Source organism: Mycobacterium sp. (genome assembly GCF_004298145.1).
Classification (GTDB): domain Bacteria; phylum Actinomycetota; class Actinomycetes; order Mycobacteriales; family Mycobacteriaceae; genus Mycobacterium.
Window position 1 is genome coordinate 152,971 of the sequence record NZ_SCRH01000033.1, and the last position, 23,618, is coordinate 176,588.

The 23,618-nt window shown below is 65.5% G+C and carries 25 protein-coding genes and 1 pseudogene; 10 read left to right on the forward strand and 16 right to left on the reverse strand.

The features are described from left to right. The first annotated feature begins 10 nt into the window (after positions 1–10). Positions 11–1,060, forward strand: a complete 1,050-nt coding sequence (locus tag EPN51_RS13215) for an LLM class flavin-dependent oxidoreductase (RefSeq protein WP_293043058.1) — start codon at positions 11–13, stop codon at positions 1,058–1,060. Between the two features lie 128 nt (positions 1,061–1,188). Here the strand turns inward: EPN51_RS13215 and EPN51_RS13220 are convergent, their stop codons facing one another. Then, entirely contained in the window at positions 1,189–1,782 is a 594-nt protein-coding gene (locus tag EPN51_RS13220; protein ID WP_293043061.1) for a TetR/AcrR family transcriptional regulator, read from the reverse strand. Between the two features lie 196 nt (positions 1,783–1,978). Between EPN51_RS13220 and EPN51_RS13225 the strand changes: the two genes are divergently transcribed. From EPN51_RS13225 to EPN51_RS29005, 3 genes are all read left to right on the forward strand, one after another. After that, a complete protein-coding gene (locus tag EPN51_RS13225; RefSeq protein WP_293043064.1) occupies positions 1,979–2,371 on the forward strand; it encodes a cupin domain-containing protein in 393 nt (130 codons plus the stop codon). 25 nt (positions 2,372–2,396) lie between these two features. Continuing rightward, positions 2,397–3,110 (forward strand): hypothetical protein, encoded by a 714-nt coding sequence (locus EPN51_RS13230; protein WP_293043066.1) that lies wholly within the window; start codon positions 2,397–2,399, stop codon positions 3,108–3,110. A gap of 214 nt (positions 3,111–3,324) precedes the next feature. Continuing rightward, positions 3,325–3,567: a helix-turn-helix domain-containing protein gene (locus EPN51_RS29005; RefSeq protein ID WP_366509433.1), complete on the forward strand. Its 243-nt coding sequence runs from the start codon at positions 3,325–3,327 to the stop codon at positions 3,565–3,567. Positions 3,568–3,653: 86 nt separating this feature from the next. Here EPN51_RS29005 and EPN51_RS13235 read toward each other — a convergent pair whose 3' ends face one another. From EPN51_RS13235 to EPN51_RS13300, 15 genes and pseudogenes are all read right to left on the reverse strand, one after another. Then, positions 3,654–4,154, reverse strand: coding sequence for a hypothetical protein (locus tag EPN51_RS13235; protein ID WP_293043069.1), 501 nt, complete (start codon positions 4,152–4,154; stop codon positions 3,654–3,656). A gap of 35 nt (positions 4,155–4,189) precedes the next feature. Next, on the reverse strand, positions 4,190–4,381 hold the full coding sequence (locus EPN51_RS13240; protein WP_293043071.1) for a hypothetical protein: 192 nt from the start codon (positions 4,379–4,381) through the stop codon (positions 4,190–4,192). 27 nt (positions 4,382–4,408) lie between these two features. Then, on the reverse strand, positions 4,409–5,347 hold the full coding sequence (locus tag EPN51_RS13245; RefSeq protein WP_293043074.1) for a sigma-70 family RNA polymerase sigma factor: 939 nt from the start codon (positions 5,345–5,347) through the stop codon (positions 4,409–4,411). Between the two features lie 10 nt (positions 5,348–5,357). Next, positions 5,358–6,548, reverse strand: coding sequence for an FAD-dependent oxidoreductase (locus EPN51_RS13250; protein WP_293043077.1), 1,191 nt, complete (start codon positions 6,546–6,548; stop codon positions 5,358–5,360). 400 nt (positions 6,549–6,948) lie between these two features. Beyond that, a pseudogene (locus tag EPN51_RS29010) lies at positions 6,949–7,173 on the reverse strand (DUF3732 domain-containing protein); the annotation flags it as partial. Positions 7,174–7,411: 238 nt separating this feature from the next. Beyond that, on the reverse strand, positions 7,412–8,035 hold the full coding sequence (locus EPN51_RS13255) for a Fic family protein (protein WP_293043080.1): 624 nt from the start codon (positions 8,033–8,035) through the stop codon (positions 7,412–7,414). 317 nt (positions 8,036–8,352) lie between these two features. Beyond that, on the reverse strand, positions 8,353–9,729 hold the full coding sequence (gene dnaB, locus EPN51_RS13260; RefSeq protein WP_293043083.1) for a replicative DNA helicase: 1,377 nt from the start codon (positions 9,727–9,729) through the stop codon (positions 8,353–8,355). Between the two features lie 531 nt (positions 9,730–10,260). Next, positions 10,261–10,719, reverse strand: a complete 459-nt coding sequence (gene rplI / locus EPN51_RS13265) for a 50S ribosomal protein L9 (protein ID WP_293043086.1) — start codon at positions 10,717–10,719, stop codon at positions 10,261–10,263. Between the two features lie 30 nt (positions 10,720–10,749). Beyond that, the gene (gene rpsR, locus EPN51_RS13270) at positions 10,750–11,004 is read right to left on the reverse strand and encodes a 30S ribosomal protein S18 (RefSeq protein ID WP_293043089.1); all 255 of its coding nucleotides are present in this window, start codon (positions 11,002–11,004) and stop codon (positions 10,750–10,752) included. 42 nt (positions 11,005–11,046) lie between these two features. Further along, a complete protein-coding gene (locus tag EPN51_RS13275; RefSeq protein ID WP_293043092.1) occupies positions 11,047–11,574 on the reverse strand; it encodes a single-stranded DNA-binding protein in 528 nt (175 codons plus the stop codon). A gap of 106 nt (positions 11,575–11,680) precedes the next feature. Next, entirely contained in the window at positions 11,681–11,971 is a 291-nt protein-coding gene (gene rpsF, locus EPN51_RS13280; RefSeq protein WP_007771721.1) for a 30S ribosomal protein S6, read from the reverse strand. A gap of 134 nt (positions 11,972–12,105) precedes the next feature. Then, positions 12,106–12,747: a DJ-1/PfpI family protein gene (locus EPN51_RS13285; RefSeq protein ID WP_293043170.1), complete on the reverse strand. Its 642-nt coding sequence runs from the start codon at positions 12,745–12,747 to the stop codon at positions 12,106–12,108. Positions 12,748–12,811: 64 nt separating this feature from the next. After that, a complete protein-coding gene (locus tag EPN51_RS13290; RefSeq protein ID WP_293043173.1) occupies positions 12,812–14,458 on the reverse strand; it encodes a glycosyltransferase family 87 protein in 1,647 nt (548 codons plus the stop codon). Further along, positions 14,455–17,073 (reverse strand): transglycosylase domain-containing protein, encoded by a 2,619-nt coding sequence (locus EPN51_RS13295; protein ID WP_293043176.1) that lies wholly within the window; start codon positions 17,071–17,073, stop codon positions 14,455–14,457. Before EPN51_RS13295 ends, EPN51_RS13290 begins: the two co-directional genes overlap by 4 nt. Continuing rightward, entirely contained in the window at positions 17,070–17,504 is a 435-nt protein-coding gene (locus EPN51_RS13300) for a DUF5318 family protein (protein ID WP_293043179.1), read from the reverse strand. Before EPN51_RS13300 ends, EPN51_RS13295 begins: the two co-directional genes overlap by 4 nt. Positions 17,505–17,626: 122 nt before the next feature. Between EPN51_RS13300 and EPN51_RS13305 the strand changes: the two genes are divergently transcribed. The 6 genes from EPN51_RS13305 (at position 17,627) to EPN51_RS13330 (ending at position 23,617) form a co-directional block, all read left to right on the forward strand. Continuing rightward, a complete protein-coding gene (locus tag EPN51_RS13305) occupies positions 17,627–18,505 on the forward strand; it encodes a DUF1707 domain-containing protein (protein WP_293043182.1) in 879 nt (292 codons plus the stop codon). A 146-nt stretch (positions 18,506–18,651) separates the two neighbouring features. Next, positions 18,652–19,194 carry a PadR family transcriptional regulator gene (locus tag EPN51_RS13310; protein WP_293043185.1) on the forward strand — a complete coding sequence of 181 codons (543 nt, stop codon included), beginning with the start codon at positions 18,652–18,654 and terminating at the stop codon, positions 19,192–19,194. Between the two features lie 56 nt (positions 19,195–19,250). Next, the gene (locus tag EPN51_RS13315; protein WP_293043188.1) at positions 19,251–20,354 is read left to right on the forward strand and encodes an inositol-3-phosphate synthase; all 1,104 of its coding nucleotides are present in this window, start codon (positions 19,251–19,253) and stop codon (positions 20,352–20,354) included. A 164-nt stretch (positions 20,355–20,518) separates the two neighbouring features. Then, entirely contained in the window at positions 20,519–21,646 is a 1,128-nt protein-coding gene (locus tag EPN51_RS13320) for an LLM class flavin-dependent oxidoreductase (protein ID WP_293043191.1), read from the forward strand. Next, entirely contained in the window at positions 21,643–22,812 is a 1,170-nt protein-coding gene (locus tag EPN51_RS13325) for a sulfotransferase (protein ID WP_293043194.1), read from the forward strand. The genes EPN51_RS13320 and EPN51_RS13325 overlap by 4 nt, the downstream gene beginning before the upstream one ends. A gap of 1 nt (position 22,813) precedes the next feature. Then, the gene (locus EPN51_RS13330) at positions 22,814–23,617 is read left to right on the forward strand and encodes a TIM barrel protein (RefSeq protein ID WP_293043197.1); all 804 of its coding nucleotides are present in this window, start codon (positions 22,814–22,816) and stop codon (positions 23,615–23,617) included. Position 23,618: the final 1 nt, after the last annotated feature.

Below are 23,618 nucleotides of genomic sequence, written 5' to 3' on the forward strand. Positions count from 1 at the left end.
GAGAACCCATATGTCGCAAGGAAATCCGAGCCGTCTCGGCGTCTCGCTCCCGATGCTCAACCAACCGTATGCGCGCTATCCCGAATTCGCCGCACTGGCCGAGGAAGCCGGCTTCGACTCGGTGTGGGATTACGAGTTCTTTCGCAACCCGTTCATCACCCACGGACTGAATGCGCAGGCCACCAACCGGATCTCGTTGGCCACCGGTATCGCCACCGCGGTGGCCCGCACCCCGTTCGAGATGGCCAACGCCGCCGCCGATATCGACGAACTCTCTGGTGGCCGCACGATTCTGGGCCTGGCCACCGGCGGCGCAGGCTGGACCGATGTGTACAACGGCGGCGAGATCGACAAGCCGCTGGCGCGGCTACGCGAGTACATCACGGCGGTACGTCAGATCTGGGATCATTTCGGCACCGACGAGCCGTTCGACTTCCAGGGCAAGTTCTACCGTGCCGCCAACCCGCCGGTTAACCCGTGGGGAACCAGAAACCTTGTCCGCCCCAGGATTCCGATCTATCTGGCCGGCCTCAAGCCGGGCATGCTGCGTCTGGCCGGCGAGATCGCCGACGGTGCGCTGGGATTCCTGTGTACGCCGTCGTTCATCGAGCAGCAGGTGCTGCCGCATGTCGCCGAAGGTGCCGCCAAGGCGGGCCGGGACCCGTCCGAGATCGACGTGACAGCGCTGGTGATCTGCAGCGTGTCCCACGATCGCGACGAGGCGATCCGCCGTGCCCGGATCCAGGTGGGCAACTACGTGGCATACCCGGTGGGCAGCACCCCGATCGAGTTCATGGGGCTACAGGAAGACCGCGATCACGTGTTGATGAAGTTGCTCACCGAGGGCATCGGGGCGCTGACTACGGCGGCCTCCGACGAACTGGTGCGCACCTTCGCGATCGCGGGGACACCCGAAGAGGTGGCCGAACAATTAGCCGCCTACGAAAGGGTTCTGCCGCACATCGTGCTGCACACGCCCTATGTGCCGCCGATCGACGAAGCCGCCAGCGCCGACGCGTTCCGCACCATGGTGCAGGCCTTCGCGCGCTCCCGCGCCTGACACCGTACCCGCGTGCGGTTGAAAGCATCGGGCGCCCAAGGCTTCCGCACGGTCACTAGGCCTCCTGCGACACCGGTCTAGAACGCCTCATCGAGACCGCGCGGTGTCGGTGGAGACCGCATAGGGCGCTACGCGTGGTGATCGTTGCCGCTGCGGTTCGTACCCAATCCGGTCAGGGGCTCATAGAGCGCGCGGATCCAAATCTCGGTGAGCGCCTCGGCAAGTCCGGGTGTGCGCTGGCCGGTTGCGACGATCTGCCGTACCTCAGTCTCGAAAGCTTGCCAGTTCATTCCCAACAGGATTCGAACGTAGGTGGCTGCAGGAGGTCCTTCGGTAGCCACGCCGTCTGCCCGTTCTTGTTCGACAACGGGCGCGATAAACGCAGCCATCCGCGCGCGAAAGTCGGCCCACGCGCGCGCGGCCTCGGGGTCACTGGCTTCGGCATCCAGCAGCGCGACGAAGCGCCGGGCGTGAGAGCTCCACAATTCGACTGTGTGCCGCGTACCGTGGGCAACACTCACCCGGGGAGACGTGTCTCGTTCCACCCAGAGCTCCTTCGTTGCCTGGAGAAGCTGTTCGGTGAATTCCCCGAGTACAGCGGCGAGTGCGGCGCCCTTGGTCGGGAAATAGAAATAGAACACCGGTCGGGTCGCCCCCGCCCTGGCGGCAATCTCGTTGACGGTGATCTCGTGGTAGGGCCGTTCCTCAATCAGCTCGGCCAACGCGGACAAGAACGCGTCGCGTCGCCGATCTCCTCGTTCGCTTTGCCCGATTCGTTTCGGAGGCACCGCTTGATCATCTCAATCGAGAAGCCGACATGCGTAGCACCTAATGTTGACACGCGTGTAAAACTCCAGTTATGGTTCTACCGCTCGCGCCGGTCGGGTTCGCGAGACATCCTTGGACAGGAGGGTTTCCATGCCAAGTATCTCGTCGGACACCGTTCCGCAGGTCGTCAATTTCCCCGGATTCTGCGAGTTCCGTGCTGGAGAGATCGCCGCCGATCGCGCCTTTCTTGTCTCCTTCGAGACCTACCTGAAGGACAAGGATTGGGGCGAGGAGATGAAAGGCCTACCCCAGGATCACTGCCAGTCACCACACTGGGGTTACGTGTTCGAAGGCAGAGTCGGCATGCGTTACGACGACGGCACAACTGAGGAGTTCCCCGCCGGCAGCGCGTTCTACGTCCGCCCAGGCCACATCCCGATCACCTACCAAGGTGCCAAATGCCTATTCTTCAGCACCAAAGAAGAAGGCGGTCAGACACTCGAGGTGGTCCACCGTAACCTGCTCGCTGCACAGGCGTCGTAACGTTCCGGTTCACTACCGCGCACCGATGCCGTTCAGCACGCGCACTCAGCTGGCCTGCGCCTGGGCAGGTCCCGCGGCGATCGCGACATTCTTCGTGGGGTTCGCGATCGCCGGGTTCTTCCCACCGCACAACCCGAGCGCGGGCGCGCTGGAGATCCAGCGGATCTACGTCGGCCACGCGAACCAGATCCGCATCGGGACGATCATCATGGTGGCCTCGAGCGGTGTCGTCGCGCCGTTCGGGGCCGTAGTCGCAATCCATATGCGGCGCATCGAAGGCCGGGACGCGCCCGTCCTCAGCCTCACCCAGTTCGGCGCCGGGGCGACCGGCATCATGATGTTCTTGACCGAGGCGATGTTCTGGAGCATTGCCGCATACCGGCCCGAGCGGTCGGCGGAGGCGACGCAGACGCTGAACGACATCGCCTGGTTTTTCACCGTAATGCCGTTCTGTCTGATCGTCGTCCAGGCGATCTGCGTTGGCATCGTCATCCTGGCCGGCGATCCCGACCAGGATGTGTTCCCGCGCTGGCTCGGATATTTCAATCTATGGTGCGCGCTGCTCTACATTCCCGGTGGAACGATGACCCTATTCCATCAGGGGCCGTTGGCGTGGAACGGCATATTCGCGTTCTGGGTTCCCGCGATCGTCTACTGCACATGGTTCGTGACGATGGCCATACAGATAACACGAACGCTGCAACGCGCGCAGCGCTCTCAGATGTCTGCCACCGCGTAAGCGGTCTGAACCACCCCAGGTTTTGTTCCGATTGAATGCGGCCCTGCGGGCCGCCGAGGAACTCGGCAGAGATGTTGCCGACGTGCCCGTCGCTGCGATCGCCTGTCACGCGAGGATCTCGCGCAGTACCTTGTTTCGGCGACTTGGCGGGTCGCGCGCCCCATTGGATGAAGCTGTGCGCGCCCGCGGAGTCGACCCGGGCGGAGACCCACCAGTGCGCACACGCGCACTTGACGCCGCCGCCTTGATCACCGAAAGTGGCTTGGCAGCAACCGCATTTGAAGCCATCGTCGACCGCGCTGGATTCTCGATCCCGAGCTTGTATGTCAGCTTTGGCACACGCGACGGTCTGCTATGCGTAATCTTTGAGCGCCGCAGCCCCCGGCCGAAATCGAGTATTTCCTGGCCGGAGACGCAGGGGACATTCGCGCTACAGTTCGGCGGCTGTATGGGTTGATGGCTGCGGTCTTTGGTCGCCGGCCGCAGGTAGCCCCAGGGATGTTCGCCGATGCATTGATCCGCCCCAACAGCCCTGTCGCACACTCACTTAGTCGGCGGCGGGGCGTTGACTGTTCTCGGGACAGTCCCGCGGTCGCGGGCGATCCGTGCGGCGCCGATGGCAGCGAAGATGCCGGCGCGCAGCGTCGCCCCAAGAGCGGTGCTGCGTGGGACCTTGCCCCGCACCAGATCGCCGATTCCCGCCACGACGTCGGAGATGTCGCAGAGCAGCGCGAGCTGCTGCCAGCGACGGCGGGCGTCACCCGTGGTCGACAGGTAGCCGAGGCCTAGGGCCATGGCTCGGATCCCGCAGACGCGGACGACGTAGTCGAACTCCGGGGACCGCTCGGCGGCTGCGCCAAAGAACCGTGCCGTGCCGCTCGGAGTGACGCGGCTCGCCGCGCCACCCCCGACGCGGCCGACGGCCATCGCGAGCAGGCCGGTCTCGACGGCCCTGTCCAGGCCTGTCTGGATCGCGTCGCGCGCCTCGCCCGTACCCGGACCCGCGGCCGGGCGGTCGGTGAACTGGGTCGTGGCGTCGGTCATGTCTACTCCTCGGACAGTCTGGCCGTGAACGATACTCATCGCAGGGTGAGTGGGGTCGCGGATTGGATGTGGGTCAGCTTCTGCGGGTTGCGGACGAAGTAGAGGCCGGTGATGCGGGTGTCCTCGACACGCATCGCGTTGACGCCGTCGAGTTCACCGTCGACGTGCAGAACCAGCGCGGGGCTACCGTTGACCAGAGTCGGCTCGACAGTGGAATCGACGGACAAATGTGAGATCGATTGTCGGACATCCGATTACCATGATTCGATGAGCGGAACATCATGCTCCTGCCGCAGCCATTCCTCGGTGAGGCGACCGAGTCGGTCCCGGGCGGCTATGCCGCGCACGCCTGCGATCTTGTCGTCACGGATCTCCAGGATCGTGACACCCAGGACCCGGTCATCGAGCGTGAGCAGCATGGCCGGGCAGCCGTTGACCACCGCGGCATGGATCGAGGGTGAGCCACCGGCCAATCTCCGCTTCGCCGGAGACGGTTTGAAGCCGGCCCGCACCGCGGCGGCGATCCGCTCCGGGGTCGAGTACCGGATCAGCTTCTCGGCCAGCCCGCCGGCACCGTCGGAGATGGCGGTCGCGTCGTCGGTCAGCAGCGCCACCAGCAGTTCGGTCCGGCCCGAGGAGGCGGCAGCGACGAACGCCTCGACGATTCGGCGCGCGGCGGCATGGTCGATGTCAGTGTCGTTGCGGGCGGCGGCGATTCGGCGCCGGGCTCGGTGGGTGTGTTGCTGACTTCCGGACTCGGTGATGCCGAGAATCTCGGCAATCTCGGCGTGGCTGTACGAAAATGCCTCGCGCAGCACGTAAACGGCCCGTTCGACCGGCGACAGACGCTCCATGAGCGTCAGTACCGCCAGGGTCACCGATTCGCGCTGCTCGACGGTGTCGGCCGGGCCCAGCATCGGGTCGCCGTCGAGGAGCGGTTCGGGCATCCAGGCGCCGACCGCGCGTTCGCGCCGCACCTTCGCCGAGCGGAGCCGATCGAGCGCCAGGTTGGTGACGATCTTGGTCAGCCACGCCTCGGGCGCCTCGACGTACTCCCGGTCGGCGGCCTGCCACCGCAGGAACGCGTCCTGCACCGTGTCCTCGGCGTCGGCGGCCGACCCGAGCAGACGGTACGCGAGCGAGGCCAGGCGATTCCGGCTGGCCTCGAAACGCGCCACGGCGGGAGTGTCCATGAGCACGACGCTATCCGGCGACCGTGTCGGGCGCGTGCTCTCGGGTGCTGGCCAAGCGGTACTTGTGACTCGGCCTTCCGAAAGTCGGGTGGCTAAGGGCCCAGGCGCCAGTCTTGAGGACTGCCGACTTGACCCGCGCGGCCGCCCGGCCACGTAGGGCCCACGACTTCGATCGCACGTCACGGTCGACCAGCTGGAAGATCCCGTCCTTCCGGCCGAGGCTGATGTGGTTGCCGACATACGACAGCGAGGTCATCGCGATCTTGCGCCCGGTCCGGTCCCCGATGATCGCGGCCGTCGCCTGCATGCTGGTGAATCCCGCGGACGCGCAGGACATCGGCAACGGCCGACCGTTCTCGCCGATGACGAAGGTGCTGTCACCGGCAACGTAGACATCCGGGTGCGAGACCGACCGCATCTGACGGTCGACCGTGATCTGGCCATTGGGTTCCACCGCGAGGCCGCTGGCGGCGGCGATCGGATGGACGGCGAAGCCGGCGGCCCACACGGTCGCGTCGGAGTCGAAAGCGGTGCCGTCGGCGGCGACCGCCAGCGCCTCCTCGACGCGCTCGATGGTGGTGTGTTCGTGGACCGTGATTCCAAACCGGTCGACGGCACGCAGGAGGTGACGGCGGGCCTTCGTGCCCAGCCAGCCGCCCAGTTCACCGCTGGTGGCGAGGCTGACCCGAAGTCCTGGACGGGATTCGGCGATCTCGGTGGCGGCCTCGATCGCGGTCAGATTGCCTCCGACTACCAGCACCTTCCCGTCCTCGCCCAGCTCATCCAGGTGTGCGCGCAGGCGCAGCGCGGACGGCCGCGCGGCCACGTGGAACGCGTGCTCCTCGACGCCCGGAACGCCGTGGTCGGCGGCGGTGCTGCCGAGCGCGTAGAGGAGGGTGTCATATTTGAGGCGGTCGATGCCCTCGCCGTCGGCGACTGTGACAGTCCGGTGCTCGGCGTCGACGTTCGTTACCAGCGCCAGTCGTAGCCGGATGCCGGTGCCCGCGAACACCTCCGCCAGCGGCCGGTGGCGGAGATCCTGCCCGGCGGCGAGTTGATGCAGGCGCAGCCGCTCGACGAAATCGGGTTCGGCGTTGACGACGGTGACCTCGAAGTCGTCGGAGTGGAGTTGGCGGGCCAGGTATCCGGCGGAGAAGGCACCGGCGTATCCGGCGCCGAGGACCACGATGCGGTGCTGCATGGTTCGTTCTTGTCTGGTTCGCATGCTCCCTGAACGAGACAGCCCGCCAATTCCTGACAGCATCAGCCGGTGACGTGGACCACCCCCGAGCCTCGCGCAGCGGATGAACTCCATTCCGGAGCACGCCAGCCCGCGCAGGTTCTCGACCTCATCGACGAGTTGCGCTCACGAACCGCGCAAAGTGTTGGGTGCACAACGCCCAGCATCACGGGAACCCCAAGCCCGATTCCACGAATGCCAGAACTATTGGGCTGAAACGAATCAGGCAGACGGCATCTCGCAGGTCAACGACAGGCCGCAATGCCAGATCGTACCAACGCGCAAAAGGCCATAATTGGCAAGCGCGTCAGACAATCAGTGCACGCTTGTCAATCTTCGCTGCAAAATGCCAGCTCATCCTTTAACTCCCGTCGGTCGATGAAGGGGGCGCTGGCCACCGATGTTCTACCGCGTTCTGGAACCACCCCTCGTCAACGAGGTCAGCGTGATCGCTCACGATAATCTGCAACCGCGGCGCAAACGTCTCGACCACGTCGCGCATGACAGTGAACATCGCCAGCACGGCGGCGCGGTCCGCGTCGCCGACAGTCCCTTCGTTCTTAGCGGCATCCGATGGATAAAAGGCCTGCGGTGGTTGTAGGTTCTCGCGATCGGCCGCATCTGCCGACTTGTCTGACCTGAGGTTTTCGTTTCTGTCTCACTGCGGCTGCGTGCGGTTTGTCTCACGAAGCGCTTCATTTTCTAGGAGGCACGCGATCGACGTTGCCGGGTTCTCAGGGCGTCTTGAATTTCTTCTCTGGTGGCTACGTGGATCGCGGGCGCGCCGTCGCACGCAAACTCTGATCCGTGAATCTCGCAGGGGTTTACGGCTCGATCGGCTCCACACCGACGAAAGCCGCAAGATCGGCCACGTCTCGGTGTCCGTCGTAAGCCCGAAGCAGCTGGATGTACCGCGTCTTGTCAAGCTCCCAGTCGTATTGCAGTTCGGTGGGATCTTGAGCTGTCGCGAACACTAAGTCAGCGAGAAACCTTGTGGTACGCCCATTTCCATCCGTAAATGGATGGATGCGCACAGTCTCGGCGTGCACCACGATACCCAGTTGCCGAGGCGTCCAGTCGTCGGTGTACTCCCATCGGTAAGCGATGGTGTCAAGCGCGCTTCGCAGGTCAACGGCAATCTGCTCCGGCGGTACGCCGATGTTCAGCTCCAATCGCCGCCACCGTCCGGCCCAGTTCCACACCGGACCGAACATCCGCGTGTGGAGGTCGCGGACAAAGTAGTCACTGAGGAGCTCGTCGAGCGGCAACGAGCCGTCGAGTGCAGCCGGCATTAGTTCATCGAACACCCGGTCCTGAAGCCCTTGTTCGAGGTCATACACGGCAGCGCGGGTGATGGGCGTGCCCAGGACGTCGACAACCTCAGGGAGTAGCGCAGTCAGTTCGTCATGTGGAAGTGGGGTCTCACCGTAGCCCGGCGTCAGCGGCATCAGCGCTTAGGCGGCTGTTGTTTCGCGATGTAGGCCCTCACGGTGGCCGACCGTCTGTAGCCAGCGGGAACCACTCGACCCTCCAATTTGGCGGAGGCCTTCGTGGCGCGCACCCCTGACTTCTTGACGGCAGCCTTCGACACCACCACCTTCTTTGGTGTCCGGCGTTCCACGACTGCACCTCCTCTAAGCCTTGGCTCATCCTACCGGCCAACCGTGGCCTCTAACCAGGCCGTTTGCGACCCGCGTCCCCGATTTGGCGGTCGCCGACACACCCCGGTATTGAACAGCGTTGCTGAACCTACAGCAGCTCTACCTCACCGCGCCATGTTGGCGAAGCGCGACAGATGCAGCTGGTGCGCGACGGTGACCGTCTTGGTCGGACCGTTGCGGTGTTTGGCCAGAATGAAATCCGCCTCTCCCCCGCGCGGATCGTCCCGCTCGAACGCGTCCGGCCGGTTCAGCAGGATCACCATGTCCGCGTCCTGCTCCAGCGATCCCGACTCACGAAGGTCGGACAGCATCGGCTTTTTGTCGGTGCGTTGCTCGGGACCACGGTTGAGCTGGCTGATCGCCACGACGGGAACCTCGAGCTCCTTGGCCAAAAGCTTGAGCTGGCGCGAGAATTCGGATACCTCTAGCTGGCGCGACTCAACCTTCTTTCCCGACGACATCAGCTGCAGATAATCGACCACTACCAGACGCAGGTCGGCTTTCTGCCGCAACCGGCGCGCCTTGGCGCGGATCTCCATCATGGTCAGGTTGGGCGAGTCATCGATATACAGTGGGGCCTCACTGATTTCGCTCATCCGCCGCGCCAGCCGCGTCCAGTCTTCGTCGCTCATTCGGCCCGAACGCATATCGGCGAGTTTGATTTTCGCTTCCGCCGACAGCAGCCGCATGACGATCTCGGACTTGCTCATCTCCAACGAGAAGATGACGCTGGCCATGCGATGCTTGATCGAACACGATCGCAAAAAATCTAATCCCAGCGTCGATTTCCCCACGCCCGGCCTGGCCGCCACGATGATCATCTGTCCGGCATGCAGACCGTTGGTCACCTCGTCGAGTTCGGTGAAACCGGTCGGCACGCCGCGCGCCACGCCGCCGTTCGACGCGATGGCATCGATCTCGTCCATCGTCGGCTGCAACAGATCCTCGAGCGGTACGAAATCCTCCGTCGTGCGACGGTCGGCAACCTCGTAGATCTCCGCCTGCGCGCGGTCGACCACCTCGGCCACATCCGCACCCTCGGCGCCCGCGTAGCCGTACTGGACTACTCGCGTGCCCGCCTCGACGAGGCGCCGCAGTAGCGCCTTCTCGGCCACGATGGTCGCGTAGTAGCTCGCGTTGGCCGCGGTGGGCACCGTCGAGATCAGCGTATGCAGATATGGCGCTCCCCCGATCCGGCGCAGTAGGTTGCGGCGGTCCAATTCCGCGGCGACCGTCACGGCATCGGCCGGCTCACCACGCCCATACAGGTCCAGGATCGCGTCGTAGACGTTCTGGTGCGCGGGGCGGTAGAAGTCTCCGGGCCGCAGCCGCTCGAGCACATCGGCGATGGCGTCCTTGCTCAGCAGCATGCCGCCCAGCACGGCCTGCTCCGCCGCGAGATCCTGCGGTGGCTGCCGCCCGAAGTCCTCGCTGGGCGACGAGGAATCCATGCCCGACGTCAGATCATCGACGACCGCCATGGATTCCCTTCGCCCCTTTTCCACGCATCCGAACATACATTCGATAGACGACATTCAGAGTAGGTCCAGGTGCTGACACCCTTCGCCCCAGAGCACCCGCACGCCCGGCGCCGGGACGACGTTAGACGTTGCTGGCTACCGGGCAAAAGGGGTGCTGTTCATGAAGCTGTGCATCGTGTGTGCATATCTGTCGACACCTGTGTTGAGCGGGGTGTGGAGAACCTGTGGATTAATGCAAAGGGCTCGGACATCAGTGCAGATACTGGCCATACAACGCCATGAAATTGGTGTGGACAAGAATCCCTACGGCGTGTCGGGCCAGGTTACCGTCCCGGGCGTGTTGGCTTTCCGCCACATTTTCCCAGCGTTACGGGCCGGTAAAGGGGACCGGCGGAAGACACCACAGAAATAGTTCGCTAGGGACCGCGTCCGCGACAGTACGGGGCGAAGCGCGGCCACAAGCCCGCAGCGCAACGAAGCCCAGCGGCGGCCGATCAAGGCCACCGCCGGGAATCAGCAAATGTTGAGCGCTTAGCTCTGCGCGACTACCTCGACCGCGACCTCGACGTCGACCTCCGGGTGCAGGTGCACCGCCACCGGGTGGGTACCGAGGGCTTTGATGTGCGACTTGGGCAGCCGGACGATCCGTTTGTCCAGGTTGGGGCCGCCGGCCTTCTTGATCGCGGCGACGACATCGCCGGCGGTCACCGAACCGAACAGCTTCCCGGAATCCACCGCGGTCTTCACGGGCAGCGAGACCGGCCCCAGCGCCTCGATGGCGGTCTTGAGTTCATTGGCGTGGCCGAGGTCGCGCACCACCTTGGTTTGGCGGGCCCGGCGGATATCGTCGGCCTGCTTCTGCGCGCCGCGCGAGGCCACGATCGCCAGGCCGCGCGCGAGCAGGTAGTTGCGGCCGTAGCCGTCCTTGACCTCGACAGTGTCACCGACGGCACCGAGGTGGTCGACGTCAGCCGTCAGAATCAGCTTCATCGTTTCGTACTTTCAGTTGGCCCTCGGCGGCTATCGCGCCGAGGAGGTGAAGGGCAGCAGCGCCACTTCGCGGGCATTCTTCACCGCGATCGCGACGTCGCGTTGGTGCTGCACGCAGTTGCCGGTGACGCGGCGCGCGCGGATCTTGCCGCGCTCACTGATGTACGTGCGCAGCAGCGTGGTGTCCTTGTAGTCGATCGTTTGGCCCTTCTTGGAGCAGAAGACGCATTTGCGCGCCTTGATCGGCTTTTCCGGTGCCGGGCGCCGCTTGTTGGACTTGGCCATGTCTGTCTTTCTTTCCCTTTTCTACTACTGAAGTTCTTTGCGTCAGAACGGCGGTTCGTCGTCGCCGCCGCCGAACGAGCCCGATGCCGGCGCGCTGCCCCACGGGTCGTCAGCCGGTGCGCTGGTCGCCGGTGCCGCCTGCTGGCGGGATCCACCGCCGCCCCCACCGCCGAAGCCGCCGCCACCGCCGCCGCCGCCGCCACTGCGCGAGGCCTTGTTGACCTTGGCGGTGGCATACCGCAGGGAGGGGCCGATCTCGTCGACCTCGACCTCGAAGACGGTGCGCTTCTCACCTTCACGGGTCTCGAACGAACGCTGCTTGAGCCGGCCCGTGACGATCACGCGGGAGCCACGGGTAAGGCTTTCGGCGACATTCTCGGCGGCTTCCCGCCAGATATTGCACCGCAGGAACAGCGCCTCGCCGTCTTTCCACTCGCCGCTTTGGCGGTCATAGATCCGAGGCGTCGACGCCACCGTGAAATTTGCGACGGCGGCACCCGACGGAGTGAACCGCAGTTCAGGGTCTGCGGTCAGGTTTCCGACAACGGTGATAGTGGTGTCACCAGCCACAGTTTCCTCCTCGTTCCGCCGCTCCGGTAGTGGATGTCATGAGCGTGTTCTCGCTGAAGCCTACGCAGGTGCACCCCGCCGTGGGTCCACGGCGCGGCCACGATTGTTAGTGCTTGTCGGTGCGCATCACCTTGGTGCGCAGGACCGACTCGTTGAGGCTCAGCTGGCGGTCGAGTTCGGACACCGTCGCCGGCTCGGCTTTCAGGTCGACGACGACATAGATGCCTTCGGCGTGCTTGGCGATCTCGTAGGCCAGCCGGCGGCGGCCCCAGATGTCAACCTTGTCGACAGATCCACCATCCTTGCGGACGACGTTGAGGAACGTCTCCAAGGACGGGGCAACGGTGCGCTCGTCGAGCGTGGGGTCAAGAATGACCATGATTTCGTATGGACGCATGGAAACCTCACCACCTCCTCTGGTCTCAAACGGCCACGGTCGATCCGTGGCAGGAGGGTCGCCTGCGTCGGCAACCGCCCCAGGCTACCGGATACCGGGCTGACCAGAAAAATCCGGGCAATGGGGCAACCTCGCTATTGCCGGGCGGTCGAGTATTCCTTGGCCCTGGCCACCGTCCCCGGGTCGGCCTTGGCGAGCGCACCGGAGTCGAAGGGCGGCTGCGGGTCGTATTCGATGAGCAGCTGCGCGGCCTGCGCGGCCTGGCGATCGACGAGCAACTCCACCAGACGTAAGGCCATGTCGATGCCGCTGGACACCCCGGCGGCGGTGACGATCCGCTGCGGTAGGTGTTCGACCACTCGCTCGGCTACATAGTGGGCGCCCAAATCGTTGAGTAGGTCGGCGGCTTTCCAGTGGGTGGTGGCGGTCAACCCGTCCAGCAAGCCGGCGGCGGCCAGCAGCAGCGCGCCGGTGCACACCGAGGTGGTGAACGCGGTGTTCGGATGTACCGCCTGCAGCCAGGCCCGGACGGCCTCATCGTGGATCAGCTGGCGGGTGCCGATGCCGCCGGGGAACACCACCACATCCGGTGCGCTCACCTCGTCGAACGTGGCGTCGCAGCTGATGCCGAGCATTCCGTTCTCGGTTCGCACCTCACCCCGGCGGTGTCCGACGAACACGACGTCGATCGACGGGATGCGTTGCAGCACCTCGTAGGGACCCACCGCGTCGAGCGCGGTGAAGCGCGGAAAGATCGGAATCGCGACCTGTGTCATGGCGCCACTCCTCCGATCCCGGCTTGAAAGCTGTCCGAGCCGGCATCATCGTCGCCGGCGCGCGTCATGGCGCCATTGCGGGTTGTTCTTCGGCAGGGTCGGACGCCGGTGCGCTCGCGCGGCGCGACCCCACCGGTCGCAGCCAGTCCGGCAGCCAACCGGGCGGGGCGTCAGGTGCGCGGTCGAACGGGCCGCCCGCCGGATCGTCGACCCGCCCGCCCCATCGCACCAGATCCTCGTCGGGCCGGTAGATCTGACGAATCACCAGCGCGCACAACGCGATGACCGCGATGTCGCGCAGCAGCACCGTGGTCGTGAAGAACTGTTCGGGCAGCGAGCGGTTCGGGTTGCCGTAGAGGTAGTACATCCGCGGCACCCAGACCAGCGCGTCGATGGTCATCCATGCCAGCAGCACCCGGCGATGCGGCAGCGCGAGCACCGCCAACGGCACCAGCCACAGCGAGAACTGCGGACTCCACACCTTGTTGGTCAGCAGGAAGGCCGCCACCACCAGGAACAACAGTTGCGTCACCCGCGGCCGCCGCGGAGCCGTCAAGATGATGAATGCGATTGCCGCACAACATGTCACGAACAGCACCGCGACCACGGAGTTCAGCACCGTCGGCGGCTGCCAGAACCCGAGCTTGGGATCGAAACCCCGCCAGCCGGTAAACGACTTGACGACGTTGTACAACGAGTCCATGTCGTCGCCGCGACGCGTATTGAGGCGGAAGAACTCCGACCATCCGCGCGGAAAGAACACCAGCACAGGCAGGTTCACCAACAGCCAGGTCGTCAGGGCCGCCGCCGCGGTGCGGCCCCACGCCCGCAGACGCCCGGTCCGGATCGCCAGCAGCAGCATGGGTCCCAAGAACAGCAGCGGGTACAGCTTCGCCGCGGCGCCCAATCCGATCAGCACGCCGGCGACCACCGGCTTGCGCCGCGCCCAGGCCAGCAACCCGGCCATGGCGAAACCCGTTGCCAGCGCGTCGAAGTTGGTGAAGATCTGAAAAATCAACACCGGCGACGCAGCCACCAGAGCCGCGTCCCAGATTCGCCGCCCGGCCAGGCCCGCGGACGCCCAGACGGTGGCCAGCCAGGCCAGCGCCAACCCGAACGCCGCCACATTGAAGAACATCACGACCTCGGCGACCACCGGAAGCGGAGCGAGTTTGCTCAGCGCGGTGTAGGTCTTGGCCAACGCCATCGACACGTACTGATAGACACCCGTCAGCACCGGATACTCCATGTATCGCACTGCGGGTTGGCCGTCGTAGCGGATCTGCTGGGCACCGGTGGAGTCCTTCTCGACCCAGCTCGACTTGTAGGGAAACTTGCCCTGGCTCAACAACTCCGCGCCGTAGAGCGGCACCGTGTCGGAGTAGCACAGCTCGTAATAGGCGCGCTGATTGTCCCAATTGGCCACCCGCTGATCGCCGGTGCCGCTGCCGGTGCTTTGCAGGCAGGCCGCTTTGGTGGACCAGCCGAGTGCCAGGAAGACCAGCCCGATCAAGAACATCACCCGCAGCGGGGTCATCAAACGAGCGCGGCCGATCAGCGCGTGCCGACCCACCGGGCCCCCGACGACCTCCGAGAGCGCGGCGCCCAGAAAATCGTTGCGGCTCGGGCAGTCTCGGTTGGCGACGCTGCGCAGATCCGCAGCCAGCGGACGCGGTGAAATGGTGGCGCGGTGCTCCCCAGCGCCGGTCACGGTGGCGGAGGCGGAGCTTGGGGCCCACCCGGCGGGACACCACCGCCCGGCTCCTGCGAGCCCGGCGGGCCGCCCGCGGGCGGTGGTGGCGCCAGTGTGATCGTCGTGGGCGGACCGACCGGGATGGTGATCCCCGGTGCCACCTCGATGGTCGGCTGGATGACGGTCTCCAACGGCGGCGCCTTCGGCGGGGGCGGCGCCGGCACACCCGCGTAGCCGCCGATCTCGGCCGGCTTGGGGAAGGATTCGTTGGAGGTGCCCTTGAGCGCCCCGTCCATGGTGGCCTTCCAGATGTCCGATGGCAGGCCCGACCCGTAAACCGGTGAACCCGAAGCGGTTACCAGCGGCACGTCGCCTTTGGCCGTGCCCAGCCACACGGCCGTCGACAACGACGGTGTGTAGCCGACCATCCAGGCGTCCTTGTCCGAGTTGGTGTCACCCAACTGCGTGGTGCCGGTCTTGGCCGCCGATGCCCTGCCGCCGGCCAGGGCGTGGCCGCGCGAATAGCTGGCGATCGGCGCCATGGCCGCGGTCACGTTGTCGGCAACGGCCTTGGGGGTGCGCTGCTCACCGTTGTTCTCGGACTTGCCGGCGTCGAAAAGCACCTGGCCGTCGGAGTTGACCACCTTCTGCACGAAATGCGGCCGGTGATAGACGCCGGAAGCGGCCAGCGTGGCATACGCCGACGCCATGTCGAACACCCGGGTTTGATACTGGCCCAACACAATTCCGTTGTTCGGGGGTCCACCCTTACCGTCCTCGGACAGCGTATGGGCCACACCGGGGAAGCTGGTCGCGACACCGGCTTGGTGCGCGGCATCGGCAACGGCCTGCGGTCCCCCCTTGAGCTTGAGCATCAGCCGGTAGTAGGAGGTGTTCAACGATTGCTTGAGCGCCTGGGCGATGTTGCACGTCCCGCAACTTTCGCCCTCGACGTTCGTGATCTTGATGCCGTCGACGGTCAATGGCGAACTGTCCACCTGGAAGCCCAGGCCGATCCCTTGTTCGAGCGCAGCAATCAGGCAGAACACCTTGAACGACGACCCGGTCTGCAATCCGGCCTGAGCGAAGTCGAAGCCGTTGGCGTCGCTACCGCCGTAGTAGGCGCGGATGGAGCCGTCGTGCGGATCGACCGACACCACCGCCGTGCGCATGTCGGGGTCTTGGCCGTCGAGGTATTTCGACACCGCCTTTTCGGCGGCCTGTTGGGCCTTGGGATCGATGGTGGTGGTGACCTGAAGTCCCTGGGTGTTCAGCGTCCGCTCGTCGATGTTGAAGAGCTCCATCAGCTCTTTGGTCACTTGACGCTCGATCAGCCCGTTGGGCCCGGTCGTCTGGTTCTGCGCGCGCGCCTGATCGGGCGGCACAGTCTGCGGGAAGACCTGCGCGGCGCGGTCGTTCGACGACAGCGCCTTGGTCTCCACCATGCCGTCGAGCACCCAGTTCCAGCGCGCCAGGGCCCCCTTGGGGTCGACGGCCGGGTCCAGGGTGGATGGCCGTCGAATCAACGCCGCCAGCAGCGCCCCCTCCGAGACGGTGAGCTGCTCGACAGGCTTGTCGAAATAGGCCTTGGAGGCCGCCGAAATACCGTAGGCACCTCGGCCGAAGTAGATGATGTTCAGATAGGCCTGCAGCACATCGTCTTTGGACCACTCCCCCGACATCTTGGTGGCGATGACCAATTCCTTGGCCTTGCGCATCAGACCGCTGATGCCGTGTTGCGCCGAACCCACCAGTGCGTTTTTCACATATTGCTGGGTGATCGTCGACCCACCCTGCAGGTCGCCGCTGCCGAAGAGATTGTTGTTCACTGCCCGCGCGAAGCCGTTGAAGTCGAATCCGGGGTTGGAATAGAAGTTGCGATCCTCGGCGGCGATCACCGCCTGGCGGACGTGGACGGGCACTTGATTCAGGTTGACATCGACCCGATTGCCCTCCGGCGGAATGATTTTGGCGATCTCCGAGCCGTCGCTGGCGAGGATCGTCGAAACCTGGTTGGTACGAAGGTCACCCGGCTTGGGAATGTCGACGATGAAGTACGCCATTCCAAAGGTGACGATCGGCAACAGCACCAACACCGCCGCACACAGGTAGGCCGCCCGACGTACCCACAGCCAGTTGATCTGCTGGGTCCACGTCCAGTCGCGCCACGGTCCGACCCCCCGCCCGCCGGGCCCCCCGGGCCGCCCAGGCCACGGGGGAGGAGGGGGAGGTCCGCCGGGTGGGCGACCTCCGAAGCTTGCGCGCTCCTGCCGGCCGGACGCCGGCCCCCGGCTGTCCAAGGCGGCCTTGACCTCGTCGAGCGCGTCACGCCGCAAGGGTGTCGACGGGGGGCCCGCCAACGCGGCTTTGACTTCATCGATGGGGTCGGAGCGCCGGGGTCCCCGGTGATCTCTGACCGGCGGCAGGATGGTCGTCAGCCGATCGTCGGGCGGACCCTGGCGGCGGCGGTCGGCCGCCGGCGGCGCATTGCGTTGCCCCGGATCCTGCGGATCGGCGGCCCGACGCCCGGGATCCGGACGGTCGTCATTGCCGCGGTTGCCCACCTGCTCAGACCCTGGCCCACGTTGGTCACCGGACGACTGACTGTGCCGTCCTTCGTCATTCGAGCTCATTCAGTGGCCGTGCGGGCGCCGTTGCGCGCCGTCCGCGAGCGCCTGGTGCCCTTGGGAGGAGATGCCGGGCGCGCCGCACCGAGCACATATGACTTGACGAGGTGATTCCAGCTGCACGTGCGGCACACCTCCACCACGTGGACCGCGAACTCCTCGAACCGGGTCGCCAGCATCACCAACTCTTCGGCCGTACGCGCCGAGCCCGAGACCGGACCCAGGTGTTCACCGAACACCCACGACACCAGCGTCAGCTGCTCCTTACGGCAGATCGGGCACATGACCTGGCTCGGTTTCCCGTGAAACTTGGCGGCGCGCAGCAGATAAGGGTTCGCGTCACACACCTCGGACACACCCGTGCGGCCCGAGTACACCTGGGCCAGCAGTGAGCGCCGCCGAAGCGCGTAATCCACCACCTGTCGCTGCAGTCGCACGCCCACCAGAGTACGACGCCATCCCGACCAGTGATACGCAACCAAATGTGTGGCGCCCGGCTCGCGGTGATCGATGGTGATTTTCGGTGCCGAATCGGGGCCGGACTTCTACGATCGTCCCCGTGGCGAAATGGCTCGGGACACCGCTGGCCGGCGGGGTGGCGGCGACTACGCGCGCCAAAGACACCGACCGTCAGGACACCTGCACGATCCTCGACGGCGCGCTGAGCGACGGCGAGGTCTCCGCCGAAGAGCATCGCGAAAGGGTCGGCGCGGCCACCAAGGCGGTGACGCTGGGCGACTTGCAGGCCCTGGTGAGCGATCTGCAAAGCAACACCGGGCGGCAACTGCCCGCGCTCGACTCGCGGCCGAAATGGCCGCGACTGGGCGGGTGGCGCACGCTGGCGATCGCCTTCGTCGTGTCGGTGCTGCTGGGCATGGGCATCGGGTGGGGTCTCTACGGCAACACCCGCTCGCCGCTGGACTTCACCAAGGACCCCGGAGCGAAACCCGACGGGGTCAACGCCGTGGTGCTGACCCCGCCCACGCAGCTGCACTCGGTCGGCGGTCTCACCGGGCTGCTCGAGCAGATGCGCAAACGGTTCGGCAACACCATCGGCTACCGGCTGGTGATCTACCCGACCTATGCGGCGTTGGACCGTGCGGACCCCTCCGACGACCGTCGGGTGCTGGCCTACACCTATCGCGGCGGATGGGGCGATCCGACCAGCTCGGCCAAGAGTTCCTCGGATCGTCCCGTCCCGGTCGACCTGAGCAAGTTCGACGTCAACGCGGCCGTGGGCATCATGCGTGGCGCCCCCGAGACCTTGCGCATGAAGCCGTCCGACGTGAAGACCATCTACCTGATCGTCGAACCGGCGACCGACCCGACCACACCCGGGGCGCTCACGCTCTCGTTATATGTCTCCAGCGATTACGGCGGCGGCTACATCGCGTTCGCCGGTGACGGCACCGTCAAACAGCTGAGTTTGCCCACGTAAAGACCGGTCTCCCGGCACGATTCAGACCCCACGCGGTGTGACGAACTGCAAACCAACATCAAGTGGTGTTGTGGCTAATATATCGAGGCGATACGATTGCGCGAGGCGTCGGACCGTCGTAACAAGCCATGAAATGGGGTGAATCGATGCTGGAGCTTGCCATCCTGGGTCTCCTGATCGAGTCGCCCATGCACGGCTACGAGTTGCGCAAACGGCTGACCGGTTTACTCGGCGCGTTCCGGGCGTTTTCGTACGGTTCGCTCTACCCGGCCCTGCGCCGCATGCAGGCCGAAGGGTTGATTGCCGAGAACGCCGCCCCGGCCGGGACGCCTGTCCGGCGGGCCCGGCGCGTCTACCAGCTGACCGACGAGGGCCGTCGGCGTTTCGGTGAGCTGGTGGCCGACACCGGTCCGCACAACTACACCGACGACGGCTTCGGGGTACACCTGGCGTTCTTCAACCGGACTCCGGCAGAGGCGCGGATGCGCATTCTGGAAGGCCGCCGCCGTCAGGTTGAGGAACGGCGGGAGGGTCTGCGTGACGCCGTGGCGCGGGCCAGTAGCTCGTTCGACCGCTACACCCGCCAGCTTCATCAATTAGGGCTCGAGTCCAGTGAGCGCGAAGTCAAATGGCTCAACGAGCTCATTGCTGCGGAGCGGGCTATGCCCGGCCTCTCCGAGCAAACATAATCCCCGGCACGAACGCAGCATCCCAGTCAGAGGTCAGAGGTTAGGAGAACGCCCAAATGAGTGAGCATCAGCCGCCAAAGGCGGAAGAGGCGCAGTCGGAGGTACGAGTCGCCATTGTCGGCGTCGGTAACTGCGCGTCTTCGTTGGTTCAGGGCGTGCAGTATTACTACGACGCCGACGAGAACAGCGCCGTGCCCGGCTTGATGCACGTGAAGTTCGGTCAGTATCACGTGCGCGACGTGAAGTTCGTGGCAGCGTTCGACGTGGACGCCAAGAAGGTCGGGTTCGACCTGTCCGAGGCCATCTTCGCGTCGGAGAACAACACCATCAAGATCGCCGACGTGCCGCCCACCAACGTGACGGTGCAGCGCGGCCCGACGCTCGACGGCATCGGCAAGTACTACGCCGACACCATCGAGGTGTCCGACGCCGAGGCCGTCGACGTGGTCCAGGCGCTCAACGATGCCCAGGTCGACGTGCTGGTGTCCTACCTGCCGGTGGGCTCGGAGGAGGCCGATAAGTTCTACGCCCAGTGCGCCATCGACGCCGGCGTGGCGTTCGTCAACGCGCTGCCGGTGTTCATCGCCTCCGACCCGGTGTGGGCCAAGAAGTTCGCCGACGCCGGCGTCCCGATCATCGGCGACGACATCAAGAGCCAGGTCGGCGCCACGATCACCCACCGCGTGATGGCCAAGCTGTTCGAGGACCGCGGCGTGCAGCTGGACCGCACCATGCAGCTCAACGTCGGGGGCAACATGGACTTCCTCAACATGCTCGAACGCGAGCGGCTGGAGTCCAAGAAGATCTCCAAGACCCAGGCCGTGACCTCCAACCTGCAGCGCGAGTTCAAGACCAAGGACGTGCACATCGGCCCGTCCGACCACGTCGGCTGGCTCGACGACCGCAAGTGGGCCTACGTCCGGCTCGAGGGCCGCGCCTTCGGTGACGTGCCGCTGAACCTGGAGTACAAGCTCGAGGTGTGGGACTCGCCGAACTCCGCGGGCGTCATCATCGACGCGGTGCGTGCCGCCAAGATCGCCAAGGACCGCGGCATCGGCGGCCCGGTGATCCCGGCATCGGCCTACCTGATGAAGAGCCCGCCGCAGCAGCTGCCCGACGACATCGCGCGCACCCAGCTCGAAGAGTTCATCTCGGGCTAAAAGCCCCTCCGCGACCCGCGGGTTAACCCCCGTCGAGCCGCGAACGTCGAGTTGTTGCGGTGAGACGCATAAAGCGCCCAACAACTCGACGTTCGGCCCGAGTTGAAGGCGCAATAGCCAATTCGTCGACACGACGCTGTGCAGGTGCTTAGCATCATCTCTCGATGATCGTTCAGCCCGCGGCGTTCCTCCGCACCACGCTCCCCCTCGACCTATCCCGGCTCGACGAACTCGACAGCGGCCGCTACCACTCGATCTGGCTGCCCGATCACATGGTCAGCTTCTGGCCCGACTCGATCTGGACGCCCGAGTTCACCGACCTGGCCACCGCGTCGCCATCGCCGCACCGCCACCTCGATGGGCTCGCGGTCGCGGCAGCGGCGGCGGTGCTGACCGAGCGGGTGCCGCTCGTCAGCGCCGTGGTCGACACGGTGCGCCGCCATCCGGTCATGCTCGCCCAGACGGCACTGACGATCGATCACCTCGCCAAGGGGCGTTTCATCCTCGGCCTGGGTAGCGGCGAGAGCGAAAACACCCTGCCCTACGGTTTCGACTTCTCCCGTCCCGTCAGTCGTTTCGAGGAGGCCCTGGCGGTGATCCGGCTGCTCTGGCAGAGCGACGGTCCGATCGATTTCGACGGCCAGTTCTATTCGCTGCACCACGCCCGCCTGGACACCGAACCGTACGAGGGCCGGCCACCGCAGATCTGGATCGGCGCCAGCGGCCCCCGGATGCTCGACATCACCGGCCGGCACGCCGACGGGTGGTGGCCGGCGGGCGCCTGGACTCCGGAGCACTACGCCGAGATGCTCGCCACGGTAAGGGCATCCGCGGACCGCGCCGGCCGCGATCCGATGGCGATCACGCCGTGCTTCATCCAGGTGTGCCTGATCGGCGAGGACGACGACGCCCTCGCCGAGATCCTGCAGGCTCCGCTGGTCAAGGCGTTCCTGCTGCAGGTCTCCGCAAAGACGTTGCACGACTTCGGTTTCGAGCACCCCATGGGGGACGGTTGGCGTGGCTTTCAGGACATCGACCCCGCGGTACTCACCCGGGACCGGATCGTCGAATTCCTGCACAGGGTGCGGCCCGAGATGGTGCTGTCCGTCGTGCCCCACGGAACACCGAAAGACGTCGCCAAGATCGTCAAGACCTATGTGGACGCGGGGCTGCGCGTACCCAAGATCCTCGATTACGGCGCCATGGCCGGCCTGAAGTACACGCAGGCATCGGCGGCGAATGTCCGCGCCGCCGAGGACGAACTCGTACGGCTCTGCGGAGACCTGTCGTGACAGCGCTTTTGGACGCCGCGGAGATGCTCACCGCCGCCGAGGCGGAAACCGGGCTGCGCGACTATGGCGATCCGACACTGCCGGAGCGCTTCGCGGTCGCCGTCGACCATCTGAACGGCCTCGGCATGGACGCCGACGGCAGATTCGAAGCCGCGCAGGTGTGCCGCTGGCTGCTGACCTCGCGCCTTGAACTCATCGCAGACCGCAACCGCTACCCGATCGGTGCTGAGGTGATCGATTCGCCGATGTTCGTCACGGGCGAACCACGTTCGGGGACAACACTGATGCATGCCCTGATGTCGGTAGACCCGCACGCTCGGGCGCTGCGGTTCTGGGAGGTGATGTATCCGTCTCCGCCGCCGGGGCTTGCGGGACCCGACGACGAGCGCCGGGCGCGCGCCGATGCCGACTGGCGCGAGATCAACGCGAAGATGCCCAAATGGCTGCACAGCCACCCCTACAACGACATGCTGGGCGACGGTCTGCCCGAAGACGAACGCACGTGGGCGTTCGACTTTCGCGTGATGACACCCACCGCGTGGTGGCGGGTGCCGATGCAGTCGCTGGTCGGCGGCCTGGCCACCGATCCGGCAGCTCAATACCGGCTACACAAGGCCATGTTGCAACAGCTGCAATACCACCGGCCACGAAAATACTGGGTCCTCAAGGGCTTTCATGGATTCCGGCTCGAGGAACTGTTCGACACCTACCCCGACGCCAGGATGGTGTGGTTGCACCGCGACCCGGTGCAGGTCGCCGCGTCGCGCACCATGATGATGGCCGACATCGCCGAGGGCATCGTCGGCCCGGTCGACCTGCACGCCGAAGCCAAAAAACATCTCGAGATGACGCGTGCCAGTATCGCCAACACGATGAGCGATCCGCTGGTCGACGACCCGCGCATCCTGCACCTTCGCTACACCGACTTCATCGCCGATCACGTTGCCGCCGTGCGGCGTTACTACACGTTCTGCGGCCGTAGACTGACGACCGAGGCCGAGTCGGCGATGCGTGCCTATCTGGCGGACAATCGCGGCGACCGCTACGGCAAGTTCCGCTACTCCACGCAACTGCTGACCGACATCGGCGAGGACCTCGACGCACTGCACGCCGAATTCAGGCCCTTCCGAGACCGGTTCGGTGTCGCGATCGAAAACCGGGGTTGACATGACGGGCGCACACAAACGTCTATCCGTACACAACGTCACCTTCTACGGCGCTTCGCTGGCCGAACTACAGGCGCACTGGGCAGCGCTCGGCGTTTCCCGGTTGAGTATCCTGGACAGCCAGCTACTGGACGCGGAGTTTCCAATCTTGCTGCGGCACAACGACTATACCGTGGAGTCGGTATACCATCTCTTCGCGGGCGGCAGCCTCACATCCGACCCCCACGCAGCCCGGGAGGCGCTGTCCGCCGTCATCGACGCCGCAGCCGCTCAGGGCGTGCGCACCGTCTACATGCTCACCGGCGGCCGCGGGACCCTCACCTGGAAACAGGCCGCCGCGCGATTCTGCGACATGGTCGCGCCGTGCACGGCCCGAGCGAAGGCCGCCGGCGTGCTCCTGGCGATCGAGAATGCGTCCAGCCTGTACGCCGACATCCACCTCGCCCATACGCTGCGAGACACGGTCGCCCTGGCTGAGATGAGCGATCTGGGGATCTGTATCGACGTGTTTCACTGTTGGGCCGAAGGGGATTTCGAAGCTCAGGTGCAACGGGCGCTGCCGCGGACGGCGCTCATCCAGTTGAGCGACTACGTGCTCGGTGACCGGGCATTACCGAACCGGGCGGTGCCCGGCGACGGCGCCATCCCGATCGAGACGTTCGTGGCCCAGGCGCTCGCCGGCGGCTACACCCACGGGTTCGACCTGGAACTCATCGGTCCCCGAATCGACCGAGAGGGCCGTCTCGAATCCGCCCGGCGCGCATGCGATGTCGCCCGCGCAATGTTGGACAGACTGGGTGCGTGAG